This window comes from Clostridium nigeriense, assembly GCF_050585265.1.
Taxonomy (GTDB): domain Bacteria; phylum Bacillota; class Clostridia; order Clostridiales; family Clostridiaceae; genus Clostridium; species Clostridium nigeriense_B.
On record NZ_JBNOOE010000002.1, the window covers coordinates 134,362 to 151,591 of the forward strand.

General features: G+C 28.5%; 20 protein-coding genes. 19 read left to right on the forward strand and 1 reads right to left on the reverse strand.

The features are described 5' to 3' along the window. Window positions 1-61: 61 nt before the first annotated feature. From ACQPVP_RS02335 to ACQPVP_RS02400, 14 genes are all read left to right on the forward strand, one after another. Complete coding sequence (locus ACQPVP_RS02335) at window positions 62-535, forward strand: peptidase M23 (RefSeq protein ID WP_430846862.1); 474 nt, start codon at window positions 62-64, stop codon at window positions 533-535. 64 nt (window positions 536-599) lie between these two features. Beyond that, window positions 600-1,451, forward strand: coding sequence for a site-2 protease family protein (locus tag ACQPVP_RS02340; RefSeq protein ID WP_430846864.1), 852 nt, complete (start codon window positions 600-602; stop codon window positions 1,449-1,451). A gap of 159 nt (window positions 1,452-1,610) precedes the next feature. Next, window positions 1,611-3,464 (forward strand): TIGR03960 family B12-binding radical SAM protein, encoded by a 1,854-nt coding sequence (locus ACQPVP_RS02345; RefSeq protein ID WP_430846866.1) that lies wholly within the window; start codon window positions 1,611-1,613, stop codon window positions 3,462-3,464. After that, a complete protein-coding gene (locus tag ACQPVP_RS02350; protein WP_430847306.1) occupies window positions 3,448-4,149 on the forward strand; it encodes a TIGR03936 family radical SAM-associated protein in 702 nt (233 codons plus the stop codon). The genes ACQPVP_RS02345 and ACQPVP_RS02350 overlap by 17 nt, the downstream gene beginning before the upstream one ends. A 13-nt stretch (window positions 4,150-4,162) precedes the next feature. Beyond that, window positions 4,163-5,611 (forward strand): Rne/Rng family ribonuclease, encoded by a 1,449-nt coding sequence (locus ACQPVP_RS02355; protein ID WP_430846868.1) that lies wholly within the window; start codon window positions 4,163-4,165, stop codon window positions 5,609-5,611. Window positions 5,612-5,743: 132 nt separating this feature from the next. Further along, window positions 5,744-6,055, forward strand: a complete 312-nt coding sequence (gene rplU / locus ACQPVP_RS02360) for a 50S ribosomal protein L21 (RefSeq protein WP_066895557.1) — start codon at window positions 5,744-5,746, stop codon at window positions 6,053-6,055. Between the two features lie 5 nt (window positions 6,056-6,060). Beyond that, window positions 6,061-6,435: a ribosomal-processing cysteine protease Prp gene (locus tag ACQPVP_RS02365; RefSeq protein WP_430846870.1), complete on the forward strand. Its 375-nt coding sequence runs from the start codon at window positions 6,061-6,063 to the stop codon at window positions 6,433-6,435. Between the two features lies 1 nt (window position 6,436). Next, complete coding sequence (gene rpmA / locus ACQPVP_RS02370) at window positions 6,437-6,736, forward strand: 50S ribosomal protein L27 (RefSeq protein ID WP_066895552.1); 300 nt, start codon at window positions 6,437-6,439, stop codon at window positions 6,734-6,736. A 264-nt stretch (window positions 6,737-7,000) separates the two neighbouring features. Continuing rightward, window positions 7,001-8,290 (forward strand): GTPase ObgE, encoded by a 1,290-nt coding sequence (gene obgE / locus ACQPVP_RS02375; RefSeq protein ID WP_430846872.1) that lies wholly within the window; start codon window positions 7,001-7,003, stop codon window positions 8,288-8,290. 15 nt (window positions 8,291-8,305) lie between these two features. Continuing rightward, entirely contained in the window at window positions 8,306-8,599 is a 294-nt protein-coding gene (yhbY, locus tag ACQPVP_RS02380) for a ribosome assembly RNA-binding protein YhbY (RefSeq protein ID WP_430841594.1), read from the forward strand. 8 nt (window positions 8,600-8,607) lie between these two features. Further along, entirely contained in the window at window positions 8,608-9,222 is a 615-nt protein-coding gene (gene nadD / locus ACQPVP_RS02385) for a nicotinate-nucleotide adenylyltransferase (protein WP_430846874.1), read from the forward strand. 30 nt (window positions 9,223-9,252) lie between these two features. After that, a complete protein-coding gene (yqeK, locus tag ACQPVP_RS02390; RefSeq protein WP_430846876.1) occupies window positions 9,253-9,819 on the forward strand; it encodes a bis(5'-nucleosyl)-tetraphosphatase (symmetrical) YqeK in 567 nt (188 codons plus the stop codon). A 21-nt stretch (window positions 9,820-9,840) separates the two neighbouring features. Beyond that, window positions 9,841-11,190 (forward strand): LCP family protein, encoded by a 1,350-nt coding sequence (locus tag ACQPVP_RS02395; RefSeq protein WP_430846878.1) that lies wholly within the window; start codon window positions 9,841-9,843, stop codon window positions 11,188-11,190. A gap of 59 nt (window positions 11,191-11,249) precedes the next feature. Continuing rightward, entirely contained in the window at window positions 11,250-12,152 is a 903-nt protein-coding gene (locus tag ACQPVP_RS02400; protein ID WP_430846880.1) for an RluA family pseudouridine synthase, read from the forward strand. 37 nt (window positions 12,153-12,189) lie between these two features. Here the strand turns inward: ACQPVP_RS02400 and ACQPVP_RS02405 are convergent, their stop codons facing one another. Continuing rightward, complete coding sequence (locus ACQPVP_RS02405) at window positions 12,190-13,482, reverse strand: D-alanyl-D-alanine carboxypeptidase family protein (RefSeq protein ID WP_430846882.1); 1,293 nt, start codon at window positions 13,480-13,482, stop codon at window positions 12,190-12,192. A 155-nt stretch (window positions 13,483-13,637) separates the two neighbouring features. Here ACQPVP_RS02405 and ACQPVP_RS02410 point away from each other — a divergent pair, with 155 nt between their 5' ends. The 5 genes from ACQPVP_RS02410 (at window position 13,638) to rlmD (ending at window position 17,211) form a co-directional block, all read left to right on the forward strand. Then, window positions 13,638-14,297 (forward strand): helix-hairpin-helix domain-containing protein, encoded by a 660-nt coding sequence (locus ACQPVP_RS02410; RefSeq protein ID WP_430846884.1) that lies wholly within the window; start codon window positions 13,638-13,640, stop codon window positions 14,295-14,297. Window positions 14,298-14,379: 82 nt separating this feature from the next. Then, a complete protein-coding gene (locus ACQPVP_RS02415) occupies window positions 14,380-14,595 on the forward strand; it encodes a DUF350 domain-containing protein (protein ID WP_430846886.1) in 216 nt (71 codons plus the stop codon). Window positions 14,596-14,746: 151 nt separating this feature from the next. Then, on the forward strand, window positions 14,747-15,427 hold the full coding sequence (locus ACQPVP_RS02420; protein ID WP_430846888.1) for a hypothetical protein: 681 nt from the start codon (window positions 14,747-14,749) through the stop codon (window positions 15,425-15,427). Between the two features lie 26 nt (window positions 15,428-15,453). Then, window positions 15,454-15,831, forward strand: coding sequence for a hypothetical protein (locus ACQPVP_RS02425; RefSeq protein ID WP_430846890.1), 378 nt, complete (start codon window positions 15,454-15,456; stop codon window positions 15,829-15,831). A gap of 18 nt (window positions 15,832-15,849) precedes the next feature. Further along, a complete protein-coding gene (gene rlmD, locus ACQPVP_RS02430; RefSeq protein ID WP_430846892.1) occupies window positions 15,850-17,211 on the forward strand; it encodes a 23S rRNA (uracil(1939)-C(5))-methyltransferase RlmD in 1,362 nt (453 codons plus the stop codon). Window positions 17,212-17,230: the final 19 nt, after the last annotated feature.

Below are 17,230 nucleotides of genomic sequence, written 5' to 3' on the forward strand. Positions count from 1 at the left end.
CTTAGCATAAAATTATTTATGAGTAAATATAAATACATTATTAAGGGTAGGAGAGAGGAGTATGATTAATAATTATAGTGATGCATATAAAGATTATTATGATAAAGTAAGAGGAAAAGTTAAGGGAAAAACAAATAAAATAGATAAAGTAGGTAGCACAAGAGACGATATATATCCAAGCGCTGCAAATGTAGGAAATTATACTTATAGAAGCGGTACATATGGAGTAAAGTCTGAAAAGAAAAAATTTAAATATATTGATAGATTTATAATTAGAATGATATGTACATTTGTATTATTTCTAGGAGTATTTACATTGAAAGTATTACCCAATAGTGAGGCAAAGGAACTTTACAAAATTTGTAAGGCGGCAGTTAGTAGTAATTTCAATTATGAAAAATTATTATCTGGAGTAGATAAACTTGGTTTTGATTATAAGGATATATTGAAAAATATAGAAGAAAAATATACGAATGTAATAAGTGAAATTTCTAATATAAAGTTAGATGATATAAACAAAACTTTAGATTTATAGATATATAAATCTTAGAAATAGAAGGTGATTATATAGAATTGTAGCAATTTATAGGGAGATATAAATGAATAGAGAGACAAAAAAGATATTAGCAGAAATACTATTGATATTATTAGTATGTAGCTATAATAGGATGTTTATATTTGCTTTTATCTGGGTGTTTTTACATGAGCTTACTCATATACTTATAGCTTTAAAATATGGATGTAAGTTTTATAATATAAGCTTTCATATATTTGGATTAAATGCAGAGCTTTCAGATATAAATATTTTAAAAGATAAGGAAAAAATAATTATATATTTATCAGGGGCTTCATTTAATATAGTAATGGCAGTACTTTTTTATATTTTAAGTTTTAAGTATAATAATAGCTTTATAGAAACTAGTATTAATTTAAACATAGGCTTAGCTATATTTAACCTATTACCTGCATACCCTCTAGATGGATCTAGAATATTAGAAATAATTTTGTCTAAAAAAATTTTATTTAAAAGAGCTCAAAAAATTATAAGTATAATAAGTTTTATAATAGCAGGTTTATTTATAGTAATAGGAGCTTATATATATATATTTCTACATAGTTTAAATTTTAGTATGATAATAGGAGCGATAATTATAATTTATATTACTAGAATGGAAGAACATACATCTATGTATATAACTATGGGTAACATAGTTAAAAAAAGAAAAAAGCTTTTAAAAGATAGATATATAGAAAATAAGAGCATATCAGTTTATTACAAGCAGGGCCTTGTTAATGTATTGGCTCTAGTAGATAGAAATAAGTTTAATACTTTTTATATATTAGATGATGATATGAAGCTTATTCATATATTACATGAAGATGAGCTTATAGAAGCTTTAAAGATATATGGGAATATGACTTTGGAGGAATATATAATTGAAAAATCCTAATAATATTAAAAATGGTTAAATTATCAGCAGCATATATGTTAGTAATAGATTTACCTTTAGTTTTATATATGCTAGAATGGAAAGGATATAGGTGCTATCGCACAATGTAAAATGTTTGTGATAGCACCTATTTGAATTCTCGTTTTAGGAGGAATGATTATGAAAAAAATTACTGATCATATTCTATATAAGGTTGAAAAACCATCAAGATATGTTGGTGGAGAATTAAATCAAGTAGTCAAAGATCCAAAAGATGTTGATATAAGATTTGCTTTTTGTTTTCCAGATGTATATGAGGTAGGAATGTCTCATTTAGGAACTAGAATACTTTATCATACTATAAATGCAAGAAAAGATACATATTGTGAAAGAGTTTTTGCACCTTGGCCAGACATGGAAGCAGAACTTAGAAAAAATGAGATTCCTTTAATGACTTTAGAAACAAAGGATCCACTTACTGAGTTTGATATATTAGGTTTTACTCTTCAATATGAAATGAGTTATACAAATATATTAAATATGCTTGATATGGCTGGAATAAATTATAGAGCTTCTGAAAGAAGAGAAGATGAGCCTATAGTTATGGCTGGTGGTCCTTGTGCTTATAATCCAGAACCTTTATATGATATAGTTGATTTCTTTGAAATAGGTGAAGGTGAAGAAATCATGAATGATGTACTTGATGTATATAAGAAATATAAAGGAAAAGGTAAGAAAAAAGAATTTTTAAGAGAAATAGCTAAGATAGAGGGCGTATATGTACCTTCTTTATATGATGTTACTTATAATGAAGATGGAACTATAAAAGAATTTAAACCAAAGTATGATGACGTTCCAGCTAAAGTTAAAAAGAGAATAATAAATAACTTTGATAAGGTAGATTTCCCATTAGATATGATAGTACCTTATTCTGAAATAGTGCATGATAGGGTAGTTTTAGAAACTTCAAGAGGATGCACTAATGGTTGTAGATTCTGTCAAGCAGGTATGATTTATAGACCTGTAAGAGAAAAAACAACTAATACTTTAATGGATCAAGCAAGAAAGATGATAGAGGCAACTGGATATCAAGAGGTATCTTTAGCATCATTAAGTATTTGTGATTATTCAGATATACAAAATCTTGTAAGCAGTTTAATTCTAGAACATGGAGATAAAAATGTAGGGGTGGCACTTCCATCTATTAGAGTAGATGCATTTTCAGTTGATTTAATAAAGGAAATCCAAAAGGTTAGAAAAACAGGATTAACCTTTGCTCCAGAAGCAGGTTCTCAAAGAATGAGAGATATTATAAATAAAGGATTAACTGAAGAAAGAATTTTAGAAGCTACTAAAAGTGCATTTGAATCAGGTTGGAGCACTATTAAGCTTTACTTTATATTAGGGCTTCCATATGAAGAAATAGAAGATGCAGCTGGTATTGGTGAGCTTGCAGAAAAAATGGCGGCAGTATACTATGAGATTCCAAAAGAAAAGAGAGCAAAGGGATTAAAGATTACAGTAAGTACATCAATACTTGTACCAAAGCCTTTTACTCCATTCCAATGGGCACCAATGGCTAGACCAGATGAAGTATGGCAAAAGATAGATGCTGTTAAGGGATCTATAAAAACTAGAGCTATTCATTATAATTATCATGAACAAAAAACTTCATTTATGGAAGCTGTATTTGCTAGAGGAGATAGAAGAACTTGTGAATTGTTAATAAAGGCCTTCGAAAAAGGTGCTAAATTTGATGGATGGTCAGAATACTTTAAATATGATATATGGATGGAAGCTATGAAGGAATGTAATATAGATGAAGACTTCTATGTTTACAGAGATAGAAGCTATGATGAAATACTTCCATGGGACTTTATAGATATTGGAGTTAATAGAAGATATTTAGAAGTTGAAAATGAAAAAGCAAAAAGAGCAGAACTTACACAAAACTGTAGAAAGGGTTGTACAGGTTGTGGAGTAAATGTTAATTTTAAAGAAGGGAAGTGTTTTGAAGGTGCGTTACATAATTAAATTTACTAAGGAATCCAGCATTAAATTTATATCTCATTTAGATTTAATGAGAACTTTGCAAAGAGTAATAAGAAGAGCAAATCTTCCTATGGAATATTCAAAGGGATTTAATCCGCACATGGCAATGTCAATAGCACAACCTTTATCTGTTGGTGTTTATTCAGATGCTGAATATATGGATATAGTATTAGTAGAAGAATTAAATGAAGAAGAAATAGTAGCTAGATTAAATGAAAAGACTGCATCAGGAATTAAATTTTTAAATGCTAAAAAAGTAGTAAATAAAGAAGGGGAAAAAAAGATTCCTCAAACTATGGCATTAATAGATGCAGCAAGGTTTACTATAAAAATGATATGTGAAGATTCTACAATAGCTGAAGAAAAGATGAAAGAATTAGATAAAAAATCAGATTGGACTACTATAAAGAAAAGTAAAAAAGGTGAAAAAGAAGTTAATTTAAAGACTATGATTAAAGAAATGAAATATTGGATTAACAATGACGAATTAATTTTAAACATAGTTGTTTCTTCAGGTAGTAGAGAACATTTATCACCAGATTTAGTAGCAAGTTATATAAAAAGTAATATTCCTGAAATAGTTGAAGATGCCTTTATAGATATAAAGAGAGAAGAAATGTATGTATTAAAGGATAATAAATACATACCAATATATAAATTCATTTAGGGATGTGTATTTTATGAGAGAAATTTTCATTGAAAGAGATGAATTGCTTTTAAGAATTGCCATAAAAGAAAATGGAAAACTTGTAGAGTGCTTCGTTGAAGAAGCCTCTCAAGATCCTAAAATAGGAGAGATTTATAAGGGAAGAGTAAAAAATATAGTTACTGCTATAAACTCTGTTTTTGTAGATATTGGGCTAGAAAAAGAAGCTTACATGTATTTAAGTAATGAACTAAAAGATCAGGGAATAAAAAAAGGCGATGAACTTTTAATAGAAGTTATAAAGGAACCTTTAAACAATAAAGGAGCTAAAATAAGCAAAAATGTAAGTATTCCAGGTAGATTCATGGTATTAACTCTAGGCGGAAGTGGAATAAGCTTTTCAAAGAGAATTAATAATCAAGAAGAAAAAGATAGAATTTCAAATATTATTAATGATATTGCTGGTTATGGTGTAACCATTAGAACAGAAGCTGTACATGCTGGTGATGAGGATTTAATAGAAGAAAAGAATAGACTTTTAGCAGACTTTGAAGGACTTATAAAGAAGTTAAATTATAGTTTAAACTTAGGGAAGCTTTATGGAGAAAATATTATTTTAAACAAAGTAATAATTGAAAACTTAGGAGCTAGTTGCAAAATAATTACAAATAATACTGAGGATTTAAAAGAAATTTCTTCAATAGTAGATGGAAATAGTGATATATCTATTGAAAAATATGATAATAGTAGAAGCCTATTTGACTTTTATGGAATTGAAAAAGAAATATTAAAGCTTAGACATAAGAAGGTTGCCTTAAATTGTGGTGGAAATATAGTAATAGATAAAACAGAAGCTATGTATGTTATAGATGTTAATTCTTCTAAAAATATTAAAGGAAGAAGTTTTGATAAAACTATATTAGAAACTAATTTAGAGGCTGCAAAGGAAATTGGAAGGCAAATTAGACTAAGAAACTTAGCAGGAATAATAGTTATAGATTTTATAGATATGAGAGATTTTTCTCAAAAATCTTTAGTTATGAATGCTTTAAAAGAAGCCTTAAAAGAAGATAAGGGAAATGTTAAAGTATTCCCTTTTACTGAATTAGATTTAGTCCAAATTGCAAGAAAAAGAAGAGGAAAATCTATATATGAATATTTAGAGGAAGGCTGTAAGAGATGTAATAAGGAAGGCTTTGTTTTAAAACTATCGTATATAGAAAAATTAATTAGAAATGAAGTTAGTAAGGCAGAAGAAGAAAGCTCTATAAGTTCTTTTTATATTGAATTAGATAAGAATTATGAGGAATTTGTTAAGGGTGATGAATTTTCATTCTTATCTAATATAAACTCATTAAATAATGAAATTTATTTAAATTTTGTAGATGGAATTGAAGGATATAAAGTTGAACCTTTAATTTTTAATAGTCAAAAAGAAAATGTAAAAAAATATCTTGTAAAAGCATATGAAAAATATGAATAATTTGCTTTACAATATACATAATAGTATGGTAAAATAGCAGATGTTAAACCGCACATAAGAGGTTTTTATATAAACAAAGTTTAGAGCTTTGTACCTCGGTTGGCGAGACCGTAATAAGAGGAGGTGTTTTTAATGTACGCAGTATTATCTACAGGAGGAAAACAATACAGAGTTCAAGAAGGAGACGTAATATTCGTTGAAAAACTTAACGCTGAAGTTGACTCAACAGTTGAATTAACAGAAGTATTAGCAGTTTCAAATGGTGATGCTTTAAAAGTTGGTACACCAGTTGTAGAAGGTGCTAAGGTTGTTGCTAAGGTTGTTGCTCAAGGCAAAGCTAAGAAAATCACAGTTTTCAAGTATAAGCCAAAGAAGGACTACAGAAAGAAGACTGGTCACAGACAACCATACACTAAATTAGTAATCGAAAAAATCGAAGCTTAATTATCATGATTAAGATTAGGATTTTGAAAAAGGATGATTTAAGACTTGGATTTAAGATAGAAGGTCATGCTCTTTCAAAGGCTGAAATAGAGAAAAGTGGAAATGCTTATGATTTAATTTGCAATTCAGTTTCTGTATTATCTCAAAGTACTTTAATAGGTATGGAAGAGGTATTAAAGCTTAAGATTAAGTATGAGATAAATGATGGATTTTTACATATAAATTTATCAAATCTTAAAGATCAAGAAATAGAGAAGTGTCAAGTATTACTTTTGACTTTTGAAAAAAGTATAGAAAGCTTGATTGAATCTCTTAAATTAACTTTTGGAAGTAAAAAAGATAGTGAATATATAAGATTGTTGAAAGAGGAGGTGCAATAGTATGTTAATAATGAACCTTCAATTATTTGCCCACAAGAAAGGGGTAGGTAGCTCTAAGAACGGTAGAGACTCAGAATCAAAAAGATTAGGAGTTAAAGCTGCTGACGGAGAGTTCGTTTTAGCTGGTAACATTTTAGTTAGACAAAGAGGAACAAAGATTCATCCAGGAACTAATGTTGGTAAGGGTGGAGATGACACTCTATTTGCTAAAGAAGACGGAATTGTTAGATTTGAAAGAATGGGTAGAGATAAGAAAAAAGTTAGCATTTATCCAGTAAATCTTGAAGAAATAGCAGAATAATATTATTTTCATAAAGCACCCTAGTTTAGGGTGCTTTATTTTGTAAAATTTATAAAAAGAAATGGGCAATTGACAATGGATAAACCTTACCCATTGTACACTGTCAATTGTCCATTCATATTATGAATTGTGATATATATAGTAGGGTTATTTTGATATTATAGAAGGATTAATATTATATTTACAATTATGTTATAATAAACCTTGAAAAGATTGAAATAATAAGAATAAGGTTAAAATAATTTATGAAAGATAGGTGATTTTATGTTTATAGATAAAGCGAAAATATTTGTTAAATCTGGAGACGGAGGAAATGGATGTGTATCATTTAGAAGAGAAAAATATGTTCCTCTAGGAGGACCAGATGGTGGAGATGGAGGAAAAGGCGGAAGCATAATTTTTGAAATTGATCCAGGCTTAACAACACTTTTAGATTTTAAATATAAAAAGAAATTTGTGGCTGAAACTGGTGGAAAAGGTGAAGGCTCTAAATGTTATGGAAAAGATGGAGATGATCTACATATTAAGGTGCCAATGGGAACTATTATTAGAGATTTTGAAACTAATAAGATAATAGCTGACCTTTCTCATAAGGATGATACTTTTGTAATTGCAAGAGGTGGAAAAGGTGGAAAAGGAAATTGTAAGTTCTGTACACCAACTAGGCAAGCACCTCATTTTGCAGAACCAGGTATGCCAGGGGAAGAAAGATGGATAACTTTAGAACTTAAATTATTAGCAGATGTAGGTTTAGTAGGATTCCCTAATGTAGGAAAATCAACTTTCCTTTCAACAGTAACAGCAGCAAAACCAAAGATAGCAAACTATCACTTTACTACTTTAAAACCAAATTTAGGAGTTGTTAAAGCAGAAGGAATAAATGCCTTTGTTATGGCGGATATTCCAGGAATAATTGAAGGTGCAGCTGAAGGTGTAGGATTAGGTTTAGACTTTTTAAGACATATCGAAAGAACTAGATTACTAATACATGTAGTTGATATATCAGGAATAGAAGGAAGAGATCCATTTGAAGATTTCCTAAAGATAAATGAAGAACTTAAGAAATATTCAGTTAAGCTTTGGGATAGACCACAAATAGTTGTAGCTAATAAGGCTGATATGCTTTATGATGAAGAAGTTTATGAAGACTTTAAGAAAAAAGTAAATGAATTAGGTTTTGATAAAGTATATAAGATGTCAGCAGCTACTAAATCAGGGGTAGAGACAATAATTAAAGAAGCTGGTAGAATGCTTTCAGAAATTCCAATTAAAGATTTAGAAATAAGTGAAGATGAAAGATTTATCCCAGAAGAAAAGAGATTTACTTATGATGTATCTATTGAAGATGGAGAAGATGGAAATAAGATATATGTAGTTTATGGATCATTTGTAGATAGATTATTAAACTCAGTTAATATACATGACGCTGACTCTTTAAGATACTTCCATAAGGTATTAAGAAACAAAGGTGTTTTTGATAACCTTAGAGAAATGGGAATTGAAGATGGAGATATAGTAAGACTTAATGATTTTGAATTTGAATATGTGCTATAAAATAGGAGGACTAAAATGATAACAGGAAAACAAAGAGCTTACCTAAGAGGACTTGCAAATAATATGGATCCAATATTTCAATTAGGTAAGAATGGAATAGAGGAAACTTTTTTAAAACAATTAGAAGAAGCTTTAGAAGCAAGAGAATTAATAAAAATTAAAGTGCTTGAAAATAGTGGCTTAGTTGCTAGGGAAGCATCAAATACAATATGTGAAAAAATAGGATGCGAAGGTATTCAAGCAATAGGAAGTAAGATAGTTTTATATAAAAAATCCTCAAAAAAACCTAAGATAGAACTACCTAGGTAATAATTAAAATGAAGAAAATTGGTATATTAGGAGGAACTTTTAATCCTATTCATCTAGCTCATTTGTATATAGCTTATGAAGCTAAAAGCCAATTAAATTTAGATAAAGTAATATTTATACCAGCAGGAAATCCGCCTCATAAAAAAGATAAAAAAATTATAGAGGCTTCCTTAAGGTATAATATGGTTTGTGAAGCTATTAAAAATTATGAGGATTTCGAAATAAGCAAATATGAAGTTGAAAAAGAAGCCTACAGCTATACTTTTGAAACTTTAAAGCAGTTTAAAACTAAGGATAATGAATTATACTTTATAACAGGTGCTGATTGTCTAATGGATATCGAAGAATGGAAAAGTCCAGAAGAGATATTTAAGCTTTCAAAATTTGTAGTGTTTAATAGAGCTGGTTACAATAAGAAAAATTTAAGAATTCAAAAGGATAAAATTGAGAAAAAGTTTAACACAACTATTAATTTTTTAGATATAATAGATTTAGAAATTTCCTCATCTATGATTAGGAAACGAATTGATGAAGGAAAAAGAGTTGACTTTTTCTTACCAAAAGAAGTATTAAGTTATATAGAAAAAAATAATATATATAATTATTGTAATAATATTAAATAATTATAAAGTGAAATTTAAGGAGAGAAAATTATGCTTAGTATAGAAGAAATTAAGATCTACCTTAAAAATAATCTGATGGAAAATAGGTATATTCATACCTTAGGAGTAGTTGATACTGCCATAAGGTTAGCAAATATAAATGGGGTAGATGAAAAAAAAGCGGAAATTGCTGCTTTAGCTCATGATATAGCTAAAAATAAAACTATATATGAATTAAAAGATATTTTAGATAAAAATAATGTAAAATTAACTTATGATGAAGAAAGAAATCAAGAACTATGGCACAGTATGGTTGGACCTATAGTAGCTAGAGAAGTTTTTGAAATTGAAGATGAGGAAATTTTAAGTGCTATGAGATGGCATACTACTGGAAAGGAAAATATGAGTAAGTTAGATAAAGTAATTTATATGGCTGATATGATCGAACCAAATAGAAATTTTCCAGGAGTAGATAAGCTTAGAAGAGAGTGTTTTAAAGATTTGGATAATGGAGTTCTTCAAGGTTTGAATCATACCATTGAGTACTTGTTAAGTAAGGGAGTTCCTATTGATATAAATAGTATTAAGGCAAGAAATTATTTGTTGCTTCATAAATAAATCTTAGAGAGGAATTAAAAGATGGGGAATAGCAGAGAAGATCTTGGAAACAGAGGTAAGAGACCACTTACTAGGGAAGAAAAAATAAAAAGAAGAAAAGCTATGGAAGCTAAAAGAAAGAAAAGAAGAAAAAAAAGAATAGTAAAACTTATATTTACTATATTTTTACTTTTAATCTTTGGTGGTGGAATATATGCCTACTCATTTATATCAGGATTAAAAACAAATACATTAGGAACTGGAACTGCACCAGCATCATCAAGTGATCCTATAAATATTTTAGTTTTGGGAATGGATATAGGGGATACTGATAATCAAGCTAATAAGTCAATTAGAAGAAGTGATAGTATTATGGTATTTAACTATAACCCTAATACAAAGAAGGCTCATTTAGTATCAATTCCAAGAGATACATTAATTGAAGTTGATGCTTATTTAGATACTGGAGAATATCAAAGATATTGGAAGATGAATGCAGCTTATGCCTTAGGTGGGGAAGATGAAGTTATAACCCATGTAGAATCATTACTTGATATTAATATTAATTATATTGTAGAGATAGACTATAATGCCTTTAGAAGTATAGTAGATGCTATTGGTGGAGTAGAGATGACTATTGAGCAAGATATGTATTACGATGACGAGGCGCAAGATCTTCATATAAACTTTAAAGCAGGAGAAACTGTTCTTCTAGATGGACAAAAAGCTGAAGAGTTTTTTAGATGGAGAGAAAATAATGATGGAACTGGACTTGCAAATGGTGATTTGGACAGAATTAAGAACCAACAATTATTTATTAGTAAGTTGATTGATAAAGCCTTAAGTCCAAGTATAATATTTAAAGCGCCAAAGATTTTAGATGCCATTAGTGAAAATGTTGATACCAATATTCCAGCAAATGAATTAATATCATTAGGAATGAAGGTATTAAGGATAGGACCATCTAATATAGTGATGAAAACATTGCAAGGTGAAGCAGAATATATATATGGTCAATCTTATATAGTAGCTGATAAAGAATATAATACAGACTTAATTAATGCTCTAAATTCAGGAGATTCATCATCAGCTGATAATATAACATCTATAAATAGAGGAGATTTAAAAGTTTTAGTTTTAAATGGAACCAAGATAGATGGATTAGCATCTAGTGCAAAAAACAAGCTAATTTCATTAGGATACACTAATATAGAGGTAGGAAACACTACTACAGCAGTATCTAAAAGTGTAATACAAAGTGATGATAAAGATTTAAGAGAATTAATAAAAAGTGATATAGACATAGAAAAAGTTGATAAAATAAGTAAATCTGAATATAAGGATTATGATGTTGTAATACTATTAGGTGATGATTATAACTTATTAAATTAATGTAAAATGAATAATAATTTGGAGCTGTTTATAAACAGCTCCTTTTTATAGGAGGGAAAATGAGTACTATTAAGAAGGTAGTTACTAGGGAGTACGATGGAAGAAAAATTAGAGAATATTTAAAAGAAGAACTTGGACTTTCTTCTAGATTAATAAGAAGTGCTTCTGTAGATAAAAGAATATTTGTAAATAATAAAGCTGTTAAAATGAATTACATAGTAAAAGATAAAGATAATATACTAATAAATTTAATGAAGGATGAAACTCAAAATATTGATCCAGAAAATATTCCTATAGATATAGTTTATGAGGATGAAGATATAATAGTAGTTAATAAAGGTCCTAATATGGTAGTTCATCCTACCAAAAGACATCAAAGTGGTACTTTAGCCAATGCTTTAATGTATTATTTTAAGGAAAGTAATCAAAAGTGTATAGTTAGACTTGTAAGTAGATTAGATATGGATACCTCAGGGCTTATAATAATAGCTAAAAATCAGTATGCGCATATGGAGTTATCTAAGGAAATGACTTTAAATAATGTAGAAAAGAGATATTTAGCTGTAGTACATGGACATATGGAAAATATGGAGGGAACTATAGATTTACCTATTTATAGACCTGAAGAAGAAGGTACTATTAGAAGAGTTGTGGATGAAAGAGGACAAAGAAGTATAACTCATTATAAGGTTGTAGAGAGATATAAGAATTCTGATTTAGTTGAATGTCTATTAGAAACAGGAAGAACACATCAAATAAGGGTACATTTAAGTCATTTAGGAAATCCTATTTGGGGAGATACATTATATGGAAGTGAAGATGATATTCATATTATTAAAAGGCAAGCACTTCATGCTTATGGTTTAGATTTTAAATCACCAAGAACTAAAGAACCTTTATGTCTTAGAGCAAAGCTACCAGAGGATATTAATAAATTAGTTAAAGAATTAGAAAATAGATAAGAAGAGAAAAAGAGGCTATTTGTTGGGATAGCCTCTTTTAACTTTTATATCTATGAAATTTTGAGTATTTTCTTTTAAGCTTTCTTCTTTTTATAAAATAAATAATAAATTTTATAAGTATAAAGAAAATAAATAATGCAAGTACTATGGAAGCTATATTCATTGGTTTTTTAATAAATTCTAATAAGTTTTCTTGAAGTTTTATTTTATTATCATACTCTCTATTAGTTCCACTTATTAAGTCTATAGTAGATACAGTTTCACCATCAATCACTATTTTAACTTTATATAACGTATCTCCAAGGCTAATTGCTTGTTTACTAATATCAGTTTTATCATATTCTAAAGAATATAAAGGAGTTTTATCAGATTTAGCTTTAGTATAATAAAAATCACTTTTAGCTAATAATGGTATAGTAATATCTTCATTAATTTTATATGTATCCAGTTCATCATTTGCGCTTATTAATTTAATTGTTTCAAAATTGTCGAATCCATAATCAAATAATGGACCTATATTTGTATAAAAATTATCCTTATCAGTAGCATTTATAAATGAAGCAATTAACATTTGATCACCATTTACTGCAGCAGCAGTATAGGCATGATTTGCTTCAGGAGTATATCCGTTTTTTCCACAAAAAGTATTTCCATAATAATAAGCACTATATTCATTAAGTAATTGGTTTCTATTGGTTGCCCACTTTTCACTTCCATCTGAAAATGGTTGATTCACATATTTATAAGATTCTGTTTGTGAAATTCTTACATATTCCTCATTATGTGATGCTGCTTTCATTATAAGAGCTAAATCATAAGCTGTAGTTAAATGCCCATCTTCATGAAGACCACTAGGATTTTTAAAATTTGTATTTAAAGCACCAAGTTCTTTAGCTTTAGCATTCATAAGCTTTGCAAATTCTTCATTAGAACCTGAAACATATTCAGCTAATGCTTCAGCACAATCATTGGCTGATTCTAATAATAGCCCGTACATAAGCTCTTCAACTGTGTAAACTTCCCCTTTTTGGATACCAAGAGCAGAGCCATCTACTTGAGGAGGTTTTTCTCCTATAGTTACCTTATCTGTTAAACTTACATTTTCTAAAACAACTAAAGCAGTCATTACCTTTGTTGTAGAAGCAGGCTCATATTGAGTATGCTCATTTTTAGAATAAAGCACTTTTCCTGTTCTTCCATCCATTAGCACAGCACCTTCTGAATATACAGGCGGTAATTCAGTAGCTTTTACTGTAAATCCACTTACTGAAGTAAAAATACTACTTACAACTAAAGAGGATAAAAGAAATTTTTTTATAAATTTTTTCATACCAATTCTCCCACATAATGTTTTCATATAGACAAAATTATTTTATCAGAAAAATATAAATCATTCTAGTTTTTATAAAAATTTATGTATAAACAGTTAAAAACTTAATAATAAGTTAATAATTATAGCTATAAACTATTAATTTGGAGGGTTTTATGGATAAAAAAATAAAGGACTTACTAAATGTAAGAAATATAGTATTAGTTATACTAGCTTTATTTTGTATTTTAGCATCTTTTTATTTATATGGAATAAATAAGTCAAGTGTATTTAAGGATGAGTATATGAAAAACATATTTGTAGAAGAAAATGATATAAATAGTGAAGAGGGAGATGGTGGAAGTACAGAGACTTTTGGAGAAAATATAGTTAATAATACTCTGAGTAAAATTACAGTAGAAATAAAGGGAGAAGTAAAAAATCCAGATGTATATGAAATTGATGAAGGAAGTATAATTAGGGATTTAATTAATATGGCCGGAGGCTTAACAGAAGAAGCAAATATAGATGGAATAAATAGAGCTGAAAAACTTAGGGCTAATGAACTTATAGTTATTCCTAATAACGACAATGCAAATAACAATGTGGGAGACAGTAGTATTTCCACAGGAGTTTCTAGTGATGGAATTATAAATATTAATACTGCAACTTTAACAGAATTACAGAATATAACTGGAATTGGAGAGGTTAAAGCACAAAGTATAATTAGTTATAGAGAAAAGAACGGAGGATTTAAGTCTATAGAAGAAATTAAAAATGTTGATGGAATAGGGGCAAAGACCTTCGAGAAGATAAAGGATCAGATTTCTATTTAAGGAAAGTTACAAATCTTTAATATATGATTATATGTTTTGTGGTAAAATTAGTATATAGTAGCATTTTAGAGGGGGATATATTATGGAATTTGTTTTAAACGCTCTTATGAACTTATTACTAAGTATTATATTTGGAGCTGTTGGAATTATTGTTTTAGTAGCAGGTTATAAGATTTTTGATGCAATTATACCAGCTGATTTTAATAAGGAATTAGAAAAGGGGAATATTGCAGTTGCAATTTTTCTTGCTGGTGCTTTAATAGGTATAGCAATAATAGTTTCACAAGTAGTTAAATAAATTTTTAATTTTGAATGGAGCAATAGCTCCATTTTCTTTATGTGTCAGTTAGGTGACAAGCACTTTCAAAATAAAATCTTTAATGTTATAATAAGATGAATTTAAGGAAAAAATATTATAGGTATGTTATACATCCTAAGGAGAGGATATTATGATAAGAAAAACTTTAATTGCAATTTTAAGTGGAATAATGGCTGTATCTTTAGTAGCATGTAGTCCTTCTTCTAATGCTAAAAATGAAGAAAGTAATACTGCACAAAGTGCAAGATCTGTTGAAGAAGATAAACCTTTTATTGGTGAAGGTGAATGGGCAAATGATTACACTAGAGATGAAGTATCGGCCTTAAATGATGAAATAACAGCTAGAATGGAAGAAGCTGCTAAATTCTATGGATTAGAATATGTTAAAGAAGAAAAGATAAGTGATGACAATGGCGTAAGCGTTAATGATAAATACGTTTATTTTGATAATTTAAATCCTGAGCCAAATAGAATGGAAAGTATGTATTATGGATTTAAAACTTATGGCTCTGATATGGCAAGCGGCAGCTTAAATCTGAAGATAGGGTTTAGATTAGATTTAGATCAAATAAAAGATGAAGATAAATTTGATTTAAAAGAAACTTCTATATCAACGTTTTCAGAAGCTATGACTAATGATTCCGAAAGGGATTATTCAGAAATAAATGCTAAGATAATAGATATAGTTAAAAATCAAAATGCTAATGGAACTATTGAGACTAATTTAAATGGATTAGTTGAAACTATAACTATTAAAAATGACTTTTTACTATATAAAATAGACTCAAAAACTTATGATTTTAAAAAATAATTAATTTATATTAGGAGGATGAGGTTTTGGATAATAAAGATTTAAATAATGATGAATTTCAAGAGGAAGTTGTAGAAAAAAATAAGGTGATTGAAGCAATCGATGGAGTTGACTGTAAAGAAGTTACCACAGAAAAGAAAAATGAAAAAAACAAAGAAGATGGTAAAGGTATTAAGTTTTTGAAAAAGCTTTTAGCAGGAATAATAGATCAAATAATAAGTATAGCTATTTCATTACTATTATTAATAGTTTTTGATCTTATTTTAAAAGTTATTGGACTATATATAGCAGAAAGAGAGCCAATGTTCTTAATAATGTATATAATAGTAAATATTTTATATATACCAATTTGCACATCAACTAAGCTAAAAGAAACTATAGGAAGAAAGATAATACTAAAATAATTTTAATTAGGAGTTAAAATGAAAAAAGGAAGTACTGTACAGGTTAAAATAGATAAAACAGAGTTTCCATCTATTGGGATTGGAACTTTAGAAGGCAAAAAAATATATGTAAAAGGAGCTTTCCCAGGGCAAGTTGTAACTGGCAGAGTTAAGAAAAAAAGAGAAGCTTTTGCAGAACTAAAGCTTATTTCTGTTGATGAAAGAGCTGATTATGAAATAGCACCATCTTGCGAGCATTTTGGAATTTGTGGTGGTTGTACATCACAAAACTTAACTTACGAAAAGCAATTAGAGCTTTTAAGTGAAGAATTTAAATCTTTATTTGAAGAAGCAAACTTACCACTTAATAACTATAAGGGGATAGTTGGAAGTAAGGAACAATGGGAATATAGAAATAAAATGGAGTTTACTTTTGGAGACTTTGAAAAAGGTGGAGAGTTAACTCTAGGAATGCACATGAAAGGAAAGTCTTTTGGAATTATTACAGTAGATAAATGCTTAATAGTAGATAAAGATTTTAGAACTGTAATTAAGGCTACAGTAGATTACTTTAGAACTCAAGGATTACCTTATTATAGAGTAATGAAAAGAGAAGGATATTTAAGACATTTAGTAATAAGAAAAGCTATTAATACAGGTGAGTTAATGGTTAACTTAGTTACTACAACTCAAGTTGAGTTTGATTTATCAGAGTATGTAGAAATATTAAAAAATCAAGAATATAAAGGTAATTTAGTATCAATATTACATACAGAAAATGATTCATTTTCTGATGCAGTAGTACCAGAAAAAGTTAACTTATTATTTGGAAAAGATTATATAACTGAAAATTTATTAGGGTTAAAATTTAAAATATCTCCTTTTTCATTTTTCCAAACTAATACTAAGGGAGCAGAAAGTCTTTACAGTATAGTTAGAGATTATATAGGAGAATCAAAGGATAAAGTAGTATTTGACCTTTATTGCGGAACAGGAACTATAGGGCAAATAGCAGCAGCTAACGCAAAAAAAGTAGTTGGTATAGAACTTATAGAAGAAGCAGTTGAAGCAGCAAAAGAAAATGCTAAATTAAACAATTTAAATAACTGTGAATTCCTAGCTGGAGATGTAGCAGAAATAATAAAGAATGTTAAAGATAAACCAGATACAATAATTTTAGATCCACCAAGAAGTGGAGTACATCCAAAAGCATTAGAATATGTAATTAAATTCAATGCCAAAGAGATAATATATGTATCATGTAATCCTAAAACTTTAGTAGATAACTTAAATGTCTTAATAGCAGCAGGATACAAAATAGTTGAAAGCTGCGTTAAAGACATGTTCCCAAACACACCACATGCTGAGGCAATTGTTAAGCTTATAAAGACCGGAGTGTAATCTCCGAAAAAACATTAAC

Excerpts from the sequence above, each read along its gene's own strand:
- yhbY (WP_430841594.1), top strand. The coding sequence starts at position 8,306 with ATGATAACAGGAAAACAAAGAGCTTACCTAAGAGGACTTGCAAATAAT.
- ACQPVP_RS02340 (WP_430846864.1), top strand. The coding sequence starts at position 600 with ATGAATAGAGAGACAAAAAAGATATTAGCAGAAATACTATTGATATTA.
- yqeK (WP_430846876.1), top strand. The coding sequence starts at position 9,253 with ATGCTTAGTATAGAAGAAATTAAGATCTACCTTAAAAATAATCTGATG.
- ACQPVP_RS02415 (WP_430846886.1), top strand. The coding sequence starts at position 14,380 with ATGGAATTTGTTTTAAACGCTCTTATGAACTTATTACTAAGTATTATA.
- ACQPVP_RS02410 (WP_430846884.1), top strand. The coding sequence starts at position 13,638 with ATGGATAAAAAAATAAAGGACTTACTAAATGTAAGAAATATAGTATTA.
- ACQPVP_RS02345 (WP_430846866.1), top strand. The coding sequence starts at position 1,611 with ATGAAAAAAATTACTGATCATATTCTATATAAGGTTGAAAAACCATCA.
- obgE (WP_430846872.1), top strand. The coding sequence starts at position 7,001 with ATGTTTATAGATAAAGCGAAAATATTTGTTAAATCTGGAGACGGAGGA.
- rpmA (WP_066895552.1), top strand. The coding sequence starts at position 6,437 with ATGTTAATAATGAACCTTCAATTATTTGCCCACAAGAAAGGGGTAGGT.
- rplU (WP_066895557.1), top strand. The coding sequence starts at position 5,744 with ATGTACGCAGTATTATCTACAGGAGGAAAACAATACAGAGTTCAAGAA.
- nadD (WP_430846874.1), top strand. The coding sequence starts at position 8,608 with ATGAAGAAAATTGGTATATTAGGAGGAACTTTTAATCCTATTCATCTA.
- ACQPVP_RS02335 (WP_430846862.1), top strand. The coding sequence starts at position 62 with ATGATTAATAATTATAGTGATGCATATAAAGATTATTATGATAAAGTA.
- ACQPVP_RS02400 (WP_430846880.1), top strand. The coding sequence starts at position 11,250 with ATGAGTACTATTAAGAAGGTAGTTACTAGGGAGTACGATGGAAGAAAA.
- ACQPVP_RS02395 (WP_430846878.1), top strand. The coding sequence starts at position 9,841 with ATGGGGAATAGCAGAGAAGATCTTGGAAACAGAGGTAAGAGACCACTT.
- rlmD (WP_430846892.1), top strand. The coding sequence starts at position 15,850 with ATGAAAAAAGGAAGTACTGTACAGGTTAAAATAGATAAAACAGAGTTT.
- ACQPVP_RS02405 (WP_430846882.1), bottom strand. The coding sequence starts at position 13,482 with ATGAAAAAATTTATAAAAAAATTTCTTTTATCCTCTTTAGTTGTAAGT.
- ACQPVP_RS02355 (WP_430846868.1), top strand. The coding sequence starts at position 4,163 with ATGAGAGAAATTTTCATTGAAAGAGATGAATTGCTTTTAAGAATTGCC.
- ACQPVP_RS02420 (WP_430846888.1), top strand. The coding sequence starts at position 14,747 with ATGATAAGAAAAACTTTAATTGCAATTTTAAGTGGAATAATGGCTGTA.
- ACQPVP_RS02365 (WP_430846870.1), top strand. The coding sequence starts at position 6,061 with ATGATTAAGATTAGGATTTTGAAAAAGGATGATTTAAGACTTGGATTT.